We start from the raw sequence: 13,009 nt of genomic DNA on the forward strand, positions 1-13,009 counted from the left end.
AAAGTCCTTCTTTCTCTGCAAAGATTAGTGCCGCAGTGTACCGGCGGCCTGCTCTATAGTCACAATCACCTGGTTAGGCATACAGACAATGGTTTCCCCTGTCTGGGAAATAGGGCTCTGGCGCACGCAGATCTTATCCGGGCAGGAGCCTTCTGTCACATCTGCCTTTTTATCTTTTACTATCAGGCGGTTGATGCCTTTTTCCGTTTCAATCAGAAGCTCCCGATCCTCTTTAATGGGAAACCGGGCATACTCCTGTTCTCCCACATAGACCACAACCTCCTCCGGCGTTTTCCGATTCCAAATGCGGTAACCCAAAAAGAAAACGGCCGCAGCCGTCAGAAGAACCAAAATTAAAATACCATCCTGCTTTTTCACCTTTTTTCCTACCTTTCCCTATGGCATCCATGAAACAAAGCTCTGTATGCTGTATGTGCACAACTCCTTGGCTTCGATCGTATGTTTCCGGTTTTGATCGTATTTTCCGGTTTCTGATAAGCTTCATACGCCTTGCTGTAAAAAAGGCCGCAGCCGCTCTGTTACCATTCTGCCCAGAAGTCCAATCAGGGCTCCAGCCACCGTACCGGCAGCCAGCAAAGCCGGAAAGTAATACAAAAGGCTGCCTGTGTGCACAACAAAAACCGCCACCAGAAGCTGACCCAGGTTATGGGTAACGCCTCCCAGAACGCTGACCCCGGTAATCCCAAAAGAGGTAAAGCGCTTTGCCAGAACCATACAGAAAAAGCTTAAAAGGCCGCCGCCCAGACTGTACAGCATGACGGAAAGGCTGGTAAAGGTCAGGCCAGTCAGCACTATCCGCACCATGGAAACGGCAAAAGCTCCCCGTTCTCCCACACAGTAAAGAGCCGTAATTACAACCAGATTTGCAAGGCCAAGCTTGATTCCCTGTATGGCAAAGGAAAAAGGAATCAGCGTCTCCACATAGCTCAGCAGAAACGCCAGAGCCACCAGCATCCCATAAACAGCTACCTTCTTTGACATCCAATCCCCCTTTTACTCCGGTTCCTTTATATTCTATTTCCCTTCCACCCGGATTACCCCGGTGGGGCATTTCGCAGCGCAGGCTCCGCAGCCTACACATTTTTCACTGTCTATCCGGGCCAGATTATTCTCTACGATTACGGCGCCGTACTCGCAGGCACGCTCGCAGGCGCGGCAGGCAATGCAGCCGGCGTCGCAGGCTTCCCGGACAGCCTTTCCCTTGTCGTTGGAGCTGCACTGTACCCGGTAACGGGAACGGTAGGGGACCAGTTCGATCAGACTGTTCGGACAGGCAGCCACACATTTTCCGCAGGCTTTGCAGGCGCCCGGATCTACCTTTGCAATGCCGTTTTCCAGATGGATCGCGTCGAAGGGGCAGACCTTCACACAGGTTCCGTAACCCAGACAGCCGTAGGTACATTTCTTGGAAGTCCTTCCGGGAACAATCACGGCCATGCGGCAGTCCTCTACCCCGTAATAATTACTCTTATCCCGTGTTTTGTCACAGGTTCCGGCGCATTTTACATAGGCAGTCATACGCACCTTGTTCCCTGCGTCTACACCCATGATCTTGGCAATGGCTTTCCCCACACGGCTTCCGCCTACCGGACAGGAGGATACGTCCGCCTCTCCTGCGGCAATGGCCGCAGCCAGGGCGTCACAGCCTGCATAACCGCAGCCGCCGCAGTTATTGCCTGGCAGAAGGCCGCGTACTTTTTCTTCTCTCTCATCTTTATTTACATGAAATTTAGACGCTGCGCCCACAAGAAGAAGGCCTACGAACAGCCCGGTAATTCCGATTACCAGAGCCGCTGAAACTACTCCCATCACATTCATACTTATATTCCTCCATTCCAGTTCCGTAATATGCCTTCCAGTACACCACCATGAAATCAATTTACAGTCACACATAGTGTGCCTGTAAATCGATTTGTGCACTATAAGGCATATTACTGATTCCAGTTCCGTAATATGCCGTATATTTTTAGATTAACCCGGAAAATCCAAAAAATGCAATGGCCATCAGGCAGGCCGTCAGCAGGACTATGGGCGCTCCCTGGAAGGGCTTCGGAATGTCGTTGTAAGCTATCCGCTCCCGAATCCCGGCCATAATCACGATGGCAATGGTAAAGCCGACTGCCGTGCCGAAGCCGTTTACCACGCTGACAAGCAGAGCGTTCCAGCCCATTTTTGAAAAAATGTACTCCTTCTGCACATTCTGAAGCACCACGCCCAATACGGCACAGTTGGTTGTGATCAGCGGCAGATACACTCCAAGGGCCTGGTACAGAGCTGGGCTCGCTTTTTTTAAGAACATCTCTACAAGCTGCACCAGGGCAGCAATCACCAGAATAAATACAATGGTCTGTAAATATTTCAAATCGAACCGCACGAGAACAAAGTCATAAATCAGACTCGCCACTGCCGAGGAGATAGTGATTACGAAAATCACCGCTCCTCCCATGCTGGCCGCTGTTTTGACCTGCTTGGAAACACCAAGAAAGGGACAGAGGCCGAAAAACTGGCTTAAAACCACATTGTTAACTAAAGCCGCTCCCACTAAAACGAGCATCATTTCTTTCATTGTCTTTTATCTCCTATTCCAGTTCCGCAAATCCTTGTTCCGTACACCCTATCCAGAAGCATTTCTTATTTATCTTCGTGCTGCTTTGTCGCAGTTTGGGGCTTTTTTGCAGGTTCCGCAGGCTCTGCCGCAGCCGTCTACCTTTTTGTTTCCGTTGTTCTCTATGTTCATGGCGTTTAAGAAGGCGATAATCAAGGCCAATACCAGGAAAGCGCCGGGAGCCAGAACAAAGATGGATACGGGCTCGTAAATCTTTGGCAGGCTGTAGGCGAAGGAGGTTCCCGAAAATACGGTTCCGGCGCCAATCAGCTCCCGGAAAAATCCCATGCAGGTGAGCGCAATGGTAAACCCAAGCCCCATGCCGATTCCGTCAAATCCTGCCAGCAGAGGCGGATTCTTGGAAGCATAGGCTTCTGCCCGGCCCAGAATAATACAGTTCACTACAATTAAAGGAATGTAGATGCCAAGGGCATCGTAAAGGGCCGGAATGTATGCCTGAATCAAAAGCTGCACAACCGTCACCAGAGAAGCTACGATCACAATGTAAGCCGGAATCCGCACCTTGTCCGGAATCACATTCCGCAGAGCCGAAATGATAAGGTTGGACACCACCAGAACCGCCAGGGTAGAAAGGCCCATTCCCAGGCCGTTAAAGGCCGATGTGGTCACCGCAAGGGTGGGACACATGCCGAGCATCAGAATAAAGGTGGGATTTTCCTTTACAATGCCGTTATATAATCGCTCCAGATAACTATTCATATATATCTGCCTCCATTTAAGTTCCGTAATAGTTCCGCCTCACTGCTTCAGCGCAGATTCCCGTGCGAAGTAGAGTGCGCCGTTTACTGCGTTTGTGACCGCGTTGGAAGTTCTTGTGGCTCCGCTTAAAGCGTCAATCTGGTATTCCTCAAGGGCCCCGTCCTTGGTCAGTTCAAAATGATCGGCCTGCTTATTCGCAAACTGCTCCTTAAAAGCCGGCTCCACAGCCTTCATGCCAAGTCCGGCTGTTTCGTTGATTTCCAGAAAATCAATTCCGGAAATCACCTTCGCCGAACCCTCTTCCCGTATGCCTACGGCAAGCTTAATTGCGCCTCCGTATCCGTCCTTGGAGGTTGCCTCCACAATCAAGCCTGCAAAAGCGCCGCTCTCATCATAGCCGAAAAGGGCTCCGTCAATGGTCACCTGTTCCATAGATAAGCCGCTCTGCTTCAGCAGATTGTCCGATACGGCTACTTTTCCGGAAAGGCTCTCGTCTGCCCGGAATTCTGCTGCTTCCGGCAGTACCATCTGGTACGCCTTGGCATTGGCCTCAATCTGCCTTTGCACAATCAGTTCCTTTGTCAGCTCATACACGCCTCCCAGAAGAATTCCGGCAGCTAAAGTAATCAGCGTCAGTGTCAGAGCGTCCTTTATCTTATCCATCCTTTTTGTCCCTCCCATCCAAATGCCTTCGGTATGGTTATTTTCTCAATCAGCGGCACCAGTAAGTTCGCCGTAACAAGCGCATAGGACACGCCTCCTGCCGAAGCGCCCCACAGCCGGAAAATTCCGGTGAGCATTCCCAAAAATAAGGCATAGAGAAATCTTCCTTTTTCCGTCACAGGGCTTGTGGCATAGTCCGTGGCCATAAACCAGGCCCCTATCATCAGTCCCCCTCCGCACAGCTGCGCCGCAAGGTAGGCGGGATCCGCCCCATGTCCGCCGAATACTATCATAAACAGAGCAAAGCTGCCCAAATACACCACAGGGATCACCCAGTCAATTACCCCTTTTACCAAAAGGTAAATACCTCCGGCAAGAAGAGCCAGTGTTGATATTTCGCCGATGGATCCTGTGGTGAAGCCTGTAAACATAGCTGCCAGATCTACAGTTCCTCCGTTTTTCAGCATTTCCAGAGGGGTTGCCCCGGATATCCCGTCCATTCCAAAATAGCAGTTCATCTGCTCTGCAAAAGAGATAAGCAGAAAACATCTGGCTGCCATAGCCGGATTGACCACATTCTGCCCGATTCCCCCGAATAACTGCTTTACAATAAATATGGCAAAGATACTGCCAAGCATGGGAATCCAAAGAGGCACAAAGGGCGGCAGATTCATGCCGAGAAGAAGCCCTGTCACCAGAGCGCTCCCGTCCCACAGGGTGCTTTCCTTCCCCGCACAGGCCTCGTAGGTATATTCCGTAAGCAGGGCAAAGCCTACGGCCGTCGCCAAAATGCACAGGGCATAAAGGCCAAAACGATAGACGCCAAAGGCTGCGGCCGGCATCAGAGCCAGAGCCACGTCAAACATCAGGTTCTGCGTGCCGGCATACGCCCTCACATGAGGCGACGACGACACATTCCACAATTCTTTCATCCAGCTCCTCCTATTCCAGTCCTGTAAGTACCCTCATCTCAAACCATCTGGGGCCGCAGATTCCTGCAGCTGAAACTGGTTCTGGATACCGTCTGTTTTAGACCGGGCCTGTTTTTTCTGGTCGAACACCATCATCCTGGCCTGCTTAAAGCTCTGGGTCAGAGACAGCCTCGCCGGACAGACATAGGTACAGGAGCCGCACTCATAGCATTCTGTTCCGTATAGCTTTTGAAACAACTCTAAATTGTAATGCTTGCAGGCCTGCCACATTTTCAAGGGAAGCAGGCGGCAGGGACATGCCTTCACACAGCGGCCGCAGCGGATACAGCTTCCCGGCTTCACTTCTGCAACCGGATCCTTTTCAAATACGAGAAGGGCAGAGGAAGTCTTTGTCACTGGAACATCGGGAACTGTAAGGGCCATTCCCATCATGGGACCGCCGGCAATTACTTTTTCCGGCCGGCAGGCAAATCCCCCTGCGGCTTCAATCAGTTCCCCGTAATTGGTACCAGTTTTTACCCGGAAATTTCCCGGATTTGCGATTCCGTTTCCGGTAACTGTGATAATGCGGTTCATCAACGGAAGCCCTTCACAGACGGCCTGTCCCACTGCATGAACGGTGGAGGCGTTCGATACGATACAGCCTGCATCCGGCGGAAGCTTTTTGGAGTTCAGCCTTCTGCCTGTAAGCGAAAAAATAAGATTCCGCTCGGCGCCCTGGGGGTATTTCGTCTTTAAAACGCATACCTCGACAGAATCTCCAAGGCCCTTTTCTTCGACTGCGGCTTTCATCCGCTTTGCGGCCTCCGGCTTGTCAGCTTCTATGGCTATGATGCCTTTTGCCTTCTCAAACAAGCGCAAAAGCACTTGAAGCCCGGCAAGAATTCCCTCTGCTTCTTCCAGCATCAGACGGTAGTCGCCAGTCAGGTAAGGCTCGCATTCCACCGCATTTACAATCACATATTCAATGGCGTCATCGTCCTTTGGCGCCAGTTTTACATGGGTGGGAAATCCGGCGCCGCCTAAGCCTACAATTCCGGCATTTTTTACGGCTGTGCGAATTTCTTCCTTTGTCATCTCCTTCGGCTCCCGGGCCTTTCCAATTCCGGGCGCCAAACGGTATTCTCTGTCGTTTTCTACGATTACCGAATCGGAAATCACCCCGGTCGCCAGCATCCGCCTCTCGATGACCCGGACACGTCCGGATACGGAGCTTATGACATTGGCAGACACGGGGCCGGCGGCCTCTCCAAGTATCTGGCCTGCCAGTACTTCATCTCCCGCTGACACAACTGCTTTGGCAGGAGCGCCGATGTGCTGTGACAAGGGATATACCAGCTCTTTCTGGGGGAGATATTCCGAAATGGCTTTCTCTTTGGTTATGTCCTTTCCGCGGAAGGGATGCACCCCGCCGCGAAAACCTCCATAACCCATACTCAAATTCTCCTATTCTAAGTCGCTGTGCGACAGTATGAAAGGGTAAAGCCGCTTCGACACACCTGTTCTATGGTTTTACCACAATATTAATGATTCTTCCCGGAACGTAGATTTCTTTCACGATGGTTCCGCTCAGACGGTCTGCCACTGCTTCTTTTCCGGCTGCGATGGCCTCTTCTTTGGAGGCGCTGCTGGAAATGGTGACGGTTCCTCTCGTCTTGCCGTTTACCTGGACTGCGATTTCGATCTCGTCGTCCTTCATGGCTTCTTCGTCCGCTGAGGGCCATCCGTGGGCAAATACGCTGTCCTGGTGTCCCATCTGTGCCCAAAGCTCCTCTGCAATATGAGGCGCAAAGGGTGCAAGGAGCGTAATGGCAGCTTCCAGAGTTTCTCTGTCAATGCTGTCCTCCTTCCGGGCAAGATCTATCATTTTGTTATTATACTCCATAAATCCGGAAATAACCGTATTTAAGCTAAAACTGTCAAGCCGGGTGCTGATATCGTAAACCATCTTGTGGCGCAGCTTCACGCTCTCGGCTGTTTCTTTCGCATCTTTATCTTTGTTGTCCAGAACCAGGTTCCAGAAACGCTTTAAGAAACGGGAAACGCCGTCGATTCCCCGGTCGTCCCACTCTGCGTCCAGCTCCGGCGGCCCTACAAAAAGCTCATACATCCGAAGGGCGTCGCAGCCGTAATCCCGGATGAGATCGTCGGGAGATACTACATTTCCCTTGGATTTGCTCATTTTGATGCCGTTCTTTCCGGTGATCATACCCTGGTTGAACAGCTTGGTAAAGGGCTCGTCAAAGTCCACTGCGCCGATGTCGTGGAGGAACTTGGTGTAAAAACGGGAGTACAGCAGATGAAGCACCGCATGCTCCACGCCGCCGATGTACATATCTACCGGCAGATATTTGTCTGCCTTTTCCTTGCTTACCAGCTCCTTGCTGTTGTGATTGTCCACGTAGCGCAGGAAATACCAGGAGGATCCTGCCCACTGGGGCATGGTGTTGGTCTCACGCTTGGCCGGAGCTCCGCAGACAGGGCAGGTGGTGTTGACCCACTCGTCAATGGCAGCCAGAGGCGATTCCCCGGTTCCCGTAGGCTGATAGCTCTCTACATCTGGCAGGGTTAAGGGAAGCTGATCCTCCGGCACGGGTACATTGCCGCAGTGAGGACAATGGATAATGGGGATCGGCTCGCCCCAGTAACGCTGGCGGGAAAATACCCAGTCACGAAGCTTGTAGTTTACGGTCTTTCTTCCCACACCCATTTTCTCAACAATCAGCGGCGCCTCCTGCTTCAAGACAGCGGACTCCATGCCGTTCCAGTCTCCGGAATTGATCATCGTACCGCTGGCAGCCGTATAGGCTTCCGTCATATTTTCAATTTCTACCCCATCCTTGGCGATTACCTGAATAATGGGAATGTCAAATTTTTTGGCAAATTCAAAGTCACGATCGTCATGGGCCGGTACGCACATAATTGCTCCTGTGCCGTAGTCTGCCAGTACATAGTCGGACAGCCAGATGGGAAGCTTGGCTCCGTTCATAGGATTGACGGCATAGCTTCCGGTAAATACGCCTGTTTTTTCTTTATCCTGGACACGATCCACATTGGAACGCATGGAGGAACGGAAGATGTAATCCTCTACATCCTTTCTTGTCTCGTCGGTTGCCAGCTCCTTTGCAATGGCATGTTCCGGAGCCAGTACCATAAAGGTTGCGCCGTAGAGCGTGTCGGGACGGGTGGTGTAGACGGTGATCTTCTCTTCCCGGCCCTCCACGGGAAACTCTACCTCTGCGCCGTAGGACTTGCCGATCCAGTCGGTCTGCATCTTCTTTACCTTTTCCGGCCAGTCCAGCTTGTCCAGATCGCTTAAGAGACGCTCTGCGTAGGCCGTGATCTTCAGCATCCACTGGCGCAGGTTCTTCTTTGTCACGGTGGTGCCGCAGCGCTCGCAGACGCCGTTTACCACTTCCTCGTTGGCCAGGCCCGTCTTACAAGAGGGGCACCAATTGATAGGAAATTCCTTCTCATAGGCCAGACCCTCTTTGAACATTTTTACGAAGATCCACTGAGTCCACTTATAGAATTCGGGATCCGTGGTATTTACTTCCATATCCCAGTCGTAGAGGGCGGCGATATCGTTGATCTGTTTTTTAATATTCGCCACGTTCTCTGCGGTGGATTTGGCAGGATGAACGCCCATTTTGATTGCATAGTTTTCAGCCGGAAGGCCGAAGGCGTCCCAGCCCATGGGGTGGATGATGTAATGGCCCTGCATAAGCTTATAGCGGCTCCATACGTCACTGATGACGTAGCCTCTCCAGTGGCCTACATGCAGTCCGTTGCCGGAGGGATAAGGAAACATATCCAGACAATAATATTTTGTTTTTTTTCCGTCATTGACATTCACTGGATGCTCTTCCCAGTGCTTGCGCCATTTTTCTTCTACTGCGCGGTGATTGTAAGGTACTGCCATTGTTTTTACACTCCTCTTTCTCTTTTTCGGCCCCAGTTGGATACGGCGCAGTAATCTGCCGCAATTGAGCCTGATTTCACTAAATTTTATCATAAACATGAAGGGGCAGTTTGTCAAGTTAATTGCCCCTTCAAAGATTCAAAAAACGAGGCTGTGCAGCATCATAAGCCGCCAGCCTCTTTGTTTCAGTATTTTTTATACGGGATACGCTCCGTTCTTGGTATCTGCCACAGAAGCGTCCATCTTGGTTTTCTGGGCTTCTCTGTATTTAAAGAAGTCTACGGCTACCTGAGGGAACAGTGCATAGGATAATACATCCTCATCCTGCTCCTTGTACTGTGCCATCTCTGCTTCCAGAGTCTCCAGCTCGTTGGGAACCAGATCTGCCGGACGGCAGGTAATCACCTCTGCATCACCGATACACTTTTTCTGTACCTCGGGATTGAAGGGCTTTACCGTCTTTCCGTACTTGCCGGAAAGAACGTCCTTCGTCTCCTTGGTTACCATCTTGTAGCGCTCGCCCGCCACTACGTTCATAACGGCCTGGCTTCCTACGATCTGTGAAGACGGTGTAACAAGAGGACACTCGCCGAAGTCCTTACGTACACGAGGAACCTCTTCCAGAACCTCATAGTACTTATCCTCTGCGCCCAGATCCTTAAGCTGTGAAGTCAGGTTGGACAGCATGCCGCCCGGCACCTGGTACAGCAGGGTCTTGATGTTAACGCCCATGTTCTTCGGATTGAGCAGACCGCTCTCCAGGCACTCATCCCGGTAGGGACGGAAGTAATCGGCAATCTCTGCCAGAAGGTTCTGATCGTAGCCGGTGTCGTAGGGAGTTCCCTTAAAGGTCTCTACCATAACCTCAGTTGCAGGCTGGGAAGTACCCAGCGCCAAGGGTGACATTGCGCAGTCAATCACGTCCACGCCCGCCTCTACGGCCTTCATATAGGTCATGGAAGCTACGCCGGAGGTATAGTGTGTATGGAGCTGAATCGGAATCTTGACAGCTTCCTTCAATGCGGTTACCAGCTCCGTTGCCTTATAGGGCAGCAGAAGGCCGGCCATATCCTTGATACAGATGGAATCCGCACCCATGCTTTCGATCTCTTTTGCAATGTTCGTCCAGTACTCCAGCGTGTAAGCATCGCCCAGAGTATAGGAAAGAGCGATCTGTGCATGGCCTTTTTCCTTGTTGGAAGCCTTTACGGCTGTCTCCAGGTTGCGCAGGTCATTTAAGCAATCGAAAATACGAATGATGTCAATGCCGTTTGCAATGGATTTCTGTACGAAATACTCTACTACGTCATCGCCGTAAGGACGGTAGCCCAAGATATTCTGTCCGCGGAACAGCATCTGCAGAGGCGTCTTCTTTGCCTTTTCTTTGATCTTTCTCAAACGCTCCCAGGGATCTTCGTGAAGGAAACGCAAAGACGCGTCAAAGGTTGCGCCTCCCCAGCATTCCAGTGAGTGATAGCCTACCTGGTCAAGCTTCTCTACGATGGGAAGCATAAGCTCTGTGCTCATACGTGTGGCAATCAGAGACTGATGGGCATCACGCAGTATGGTTTCGGTAATTTTTACCGGTTTTGTCTGTGACATTCTCTAAAACCTCCTATTCTTATTCCTGTTTTACAATACTCAGACCGTGCATGAAAAAAACTGAGCATTGCTGTTTTCCATTATTACATTACACCGAAGATAGCCATAAAGGTTCCGGCTGCTACGGCCGTACCGATTACGCCGGCTACGTTGGGGCCCATGGCGTGCATCAGAAGGAAGTTGGTGGGATCTGCCTCCGCGCCTACCTTCTGGGATACACGGGCTGCCATAGGTACCGCAGACACGCCTGCGGATCCGATCAGCGGATTTACCTTGCCTCCTGTAACCTTGCACATAATCTTTCCGAATATAACGCCTGCCGCCGTGCCAAAGGCAAATGCAACCAGACCTAACAGCACGATCTTAATGGTATCCCAGTTCAAGAACGCCTCGGCGCTTGTGGTTGCGCCTACAGAGGTACCCAAAAGAATAACCACGATGTACATCAGTGCATTGGAAGCCGTCTCCTGGAGCTGGCGGACTACGCCGGACTCGCGGAACAGGTTGCCAAGCATCAGCGCACCTACCAGGGGTGCGGTTGAGGGCAGAATCAGGCAGACTACTACCGTAACGATGATGGGGAAGAGGATCTTCTCCAGCTTGGATACGGGACGGAGCTGCTCCATCTTAATCTTACGCTCTTTTTCCGTAGTCAGCAGCTTCATAATAGGCGGCTGGATGACAGGAACAAGAGACATGTAGGAATAGGCTGCCACCGCAATGGGGCCCATAATCGCTGTCTGCTCCAGTTTTCCGGCCAGGAAAATGGATGTAGGGCCGTCGGCTCCTCCGATGATGGAAATAGCCGCTGCCGCCTTGTCGGAAAAGCCCATGGCCATAGCGCCAAGGTAAGCGGCAAAGATACCAAACTGTGCCGCAGCGCCCAGCAGAAAACTCTTGGGGTTTGCGATCAACGGCCCGAAGTCGGTCATGGCTCCAACGCCCATGAAAATCAGGGACGGCAGAATCGCCCACTCGTCCAGCACATAGAAGTAATAGAGAAGGCCGCCTACGCCGTTTGCAGATTCCTCCGGACTGAGCATAATGTCCGGATAAATATTTACCAGCAGCATACCAAAAGCAATGGGAACCAAAAGAAGCGGTTCATATTCCTTTTTGATAGCCAAGAACAGGAAAAAGCATGCAACACCGACCATGACATAGTTTCCCCAGGTCAGATTGAAGAACGCTGTCTGATGCATGAGATTTCCCAGTGTTTCTAATATATATCCCATGTCTTAACCTCCGTTAGTTTGATAGGATTCCAGTGTTTTGTCAGTTCAGGGATGCCAGTAAATCACCGGATTCTACTGCGTCGCCTACTCCGACATTGATGCTGGCTACCGTACCATCCTCGGGAGCAACAACCGGGATCTCCATTTTCATAGCTTCCAGAATCACGATGCTGTCTCCGGCCTTCACTGCCTGGCCTACGGAAGCCTCTACCTTAAATACCTTGCCGGGAACGGAAGCCTTCACTTCGATTCCGCCCGCCGCTGCTGCGGGCTTTGCTGCTGCGGGTGCCGGAGCTGCCGCCGGTTTTGCCGCCGGAGCCGCTGTGCGGACCGGTGTGCTTCCTGCGCCGCCTTCTTCTACGGTTACATCATATGCCACGCCATTTACGGTGATTGTATAATTTTTCATCTTATTGATTCCTCCTAAAAATTTGAATGATGTGTACTATTTCCAGATTTATTTTTACGCTCTTTTCCACTTCTGGCTGCTTTTACGCTTGATAGAACGCACTACGAAGCCGTCCGTAGACGTGGTTCCCATGGAAGCCGCCACTGCTGCCGTAATAACTGCCACAAGCTCCAGATCGTCGGCTGCTTCTGCTGCTTTTGCAGGAGCTGCCGGGGCCGGGGCTGCTGCAGGAGCTGCCGGAGCCGCCGCCTTCTTTTCCGCCGCTTTCTTCTTGCCGAACTTTCTTTCGATAGCCGGTATAAAGTTGAAGCAGGAAATAATAAGGCTGATGAGAATCAGAACCGCAAACACGACTCCCATTCCAAGGAGGGTGTTCATACCTGCTTTCTGAAGGATCTCACCGGTGCTGTAGATGGGATCGGCCGTTACGGTAATAACAATGTCGTGGCTGTCGTACACCAGAGAAAGCCGCATGTCATGCTTCTCAAACTCGTACACCGCATCGTAGGTAACTTCGCCGTCGTTTTCCACGCCGCCTTCGTATTCCTTTAGACCCACATAGGCGCCGAACTCGTCCATGTTGCCTGCATAGGATTTGAAGAGGGTCAGGTAAGCTTCAGCCGTAAAGTCAAACTTCTGGCCTGCTCCGCTGATATAGGGATACAGGGCTACTTCCTGCTCAAAGTCCTCAAAGTTTTCTTCCAGTCCTGCAATCTGCTCATTTAACTCTTCCTCGCTCATGGAGGCCAGCATCTGGACATACCGATCGGATTTGGCCTGGTACATCTCTTCCTTGGGAAGCTTCTCTCTCGCCGCACAGCCGGCCAGGGACAGGACACAAATCAGCATTGCCAGAAGGCTGATTATTTTTTTCATGTTTCTTCTCATATTATTCACCTC

The 13,009-nt window shown here is 51.5% G+C and carries 13 protein-coding genes; all 13 read right to left on the minus strand.

Annotation, left to right across the window (positions count from 1 at the left end):
• Positions 1-24 precede the first annotated feature (24 nt).
• The 13 genes from VV089_RS07470 to VV089_RS07530 all read right to left on the minus strand — a co-directional run bounded on the left by VV089_RS07470 (position 25) and on the right by VV089_RS07530 (position 12,985).
• Positions 25-378: a NusG domain II-containing protein gene (locus VV089_RS07470; RefSeq protein ID WP_334335459.1), complete on the minus strand. Its 354-nt coding sequence runs from the start codon at positions 376-378 to the stop codon at positions 25-27.
• A gap of 123 nt (positions 379-501) precedes the next feature.
• Positions 502-1,002, minus strand: coding sequence for a Gx transporter family protein (locus VV089_RS07475; protein WP_334335460.1), 501 nt, complete (start codon positions 1,000-1,002; stop codon positions 502-504).
• Between the two features lie 33 nt (positions 1,003-1,035).
• A complete protein-coding gene (locus tag VV089_RS07480) occupies positions 1,036-1,839 on the minus strand; it encodes an RnfABCDGE type electron transport complex subunit B (RefSeq protein WP_334335461.1) in 804 nt (267 codons plus the stop codon).
• A 148-nt stretch (positions 1,840-1,987) separates the two neighbouring features.
• The gene (locus VV089_RS07485) at positions 1,988-2,587 is read right to left on the minus strand and encodes an electron transport complex protein RnfA (RefSeq protein ID WP_334335462.1); all 600 of its coding nucleotides are present in this window, start codon (positions 2,585-2,587) and stop codon (positions 1,988-1,990) included.
• Positions 2,588-2,656: 69 nt separating this feature from the next.
• A complete protein-coding gene (locus VV089_RS07490) occupies positions 2,657-3,346 on the minus strand; it encodes an electron transport complex subunit E (RefSeq protein ID WP_334335463.1) in 690 nt (229 codons plus the stop codon).
• A gap of 39 nt (positions 3,347-3,385) precedes the next feature.
• Entirely contained in the window at positions 3,386-4,009 is a 624-nt protein-coding gene (locus tag VV089_RS07495; protein WP_172541909.1) for an FMN-binding protein, read from the minus strand.
• Complete coding sequence (locus VV089_RS07500; RefSeq protein WP_334335464.1) at positions 3,997-4,941, minus strand: RnfABCDGE type electron transport complex subunit D; 945 nt, start codon at positions 4,939-4,941, stop codon at positions 3,997-3,999. Before VV089_RS07500 ends, VV089_RS07495 begins: the two co-directional genes overlap by 13 nt.
• Before the next feature lie 33 nt (positions 4,942-4,974).
• On the minus strand, positions 4,975-6,375 hold the full coding sequence (gene rsxC, locus VV089_RS07505) for an electron transport complex subunit RsxC (protein ID WP_334335465.1): 1,401 nt from the start codon (positions 6,373-6,375) through the stop codon (positions 4,975-4,977).
• Between the two features lie 70 nt (positions 6,376-6,445).
• Positions 6,446-8,863, minus strand: coding sequence for a leucine--tRNA ligase (gene leuS / locus VV089_RS07510; RefSeq protein ID WP_334335466.1), 2,418 nt, complete (start codon positions 8,861-8,863; stop codon positions 6,446-6,448).
• A 195-nt stretch (positions 8,864-9,058) separates the two neighbouring features.
• Positions 9,059-10,465, minus strand: coding sequence for an oxaloacetate decarboxylase subunit alpha (locus VV089_RS07515; protein ID WP_334335467.1), 1,407 nt, complete (start codon positions 10,463-10,465; stop codon positions 9,059-9,061).
• Between the two features lie 83 nt (positions 10,466-10,548).
• Positions 10,549-11,700 carry a sodium ion-translocating decarboxylase subunit beta gene (locus VV089_RS07520; RefSeq protein ID WP_334335468.1) on the minus strand — a complete coding sequence of 384 codons (1,152 nt, stop codon included), beginning with the start codon at positions 11,698-11,700 and terminating at the stop codon, positions 10,549-10,551.
• A 40-nt stretch (positions 11,701-11,740) separates the two neighbouring features.
• Positions 11,741-12,109, minus strand: a complete 369-nt coding sequence (locus tag VV089_RS07525) for a biotin/lipoyl-binding carrier protein (protein ID WP_334335469.1) — start codon at positions 12,107-12,109, stop codon at positions 11,741-11,743.
• 54 nt (positions 12,110-12,163) lie between these two features.
• Complete coding sequence (locus VV089_RS07530) at positions 12,164-12,985, minus strand: OadG family transporter subunit (RefSeq protein WP_334335470.1); 822 nt, start codon at positions 12,983-12,985, stop codon at positions 12,164-12,166.
• Positions 12,986-13,009: the final 24 nt, after the last annotated feature.

Source organism: Candidatus Merdisoma sp. JLR.KK011 (assembly GCF_036941125.1).
Classification (GTDB): domain Bacteria; phylum Bacillota; class Clostridia; order Lachnospirales; family Lachnospiraceae; genus Laedolimicola.

What these genes read in the sequence shown, in the direction of transcription:
- VV089_RS07530 (WP_334335470.1), bottom strand. Translation starts at nt 12,985, where the DNA reads ATGAAAAAAATAATCAGCCTTCTGGCAATGCTGATTTGTGTCCTGTCC.
- VV089_RS07485 (WP_334335462.1), bottom strand. Translation starts at nt 2,587, where the DNA reads ATGAAAGAAATGATGCTCGTTTTAGTGGGAGCGGCTTTAGTTAACAAT.
- VV089_RS07520 (WP_334335468.1), bottom strand. Translation starts at nt 11,700, where the DNA reads ATGGGATATATATTAGAAACACTGGGAAATCTCATGCATCAGACAGCG.
- VV089_RS07495 (WP_172541909.1), bottom strand. Translation starts at nt 4,009, where the DNA reads ATGGATAAGATAAAGGACGCTCTGACACTGACGCTGATTACTTTAGCT.
- leuS (WP_334335466.1), bottom strand. Translation starts at nt 8,863, where the DNA reads ATGGCAGTACCTTACAATCACCGCGCAGTAGAAGAAAAATGGCGCAAG.
- VV089_RS07490 (WP_334335463.1), bottom strand. Translation starts at nt 3,346, where the DNA reads ATGAATAGTTATCTGGAGCGATTATATAACGGCATTGTAAAGGAAAAT.
- VV089_RS07515 (WP_334335467.1), bottom strand. Translation starts at nt 10,465, where the DNA reads ATGTCACAGACAAAACCGGTAAAAATTACCGAAACCATACTGCGTGAT.
- rsxC (WP_334335465.1), bottom strand. Translation starts at nt 6,375, where the DNA reads ATGGGTTATGGAGGTTTTCGCGGCGGGGTGCATCCCTTCCGCGGAAAG.
- VV089_RS07500 (WP_334335464.1), bottom strand. Translation starts at nt 4,941, where the DNA reads ATGAAAGAATTGTGGAATGTGTCGTCGTCGCCTCATGTGAGGGCGTAT.
- VV089_RS07480 (WP_334335461.1), bottom strand. Translation starts at nt 1,839, where the DNA reads ATGAATGTGATGGGAGTAGTTTCAGCGGCTCTGGTAATCGGAATTACC.
- VV089_RS07525 (WP_334335469.1), bottom strand. Translation starts at nt 12,109, where the DNA reads ATGAAAAATTATACAATCACCGTAAATGGCGTGGCATATGATGTAACC.
- VV089_RS07475 (WP_334335460.1), bottom strand. Translation starts at nt 1,002, where the DNA reads ATGTCAAAGAAGGTAGCTGTTTATGGGATGCTGGTGGCTCTGGCGTTT.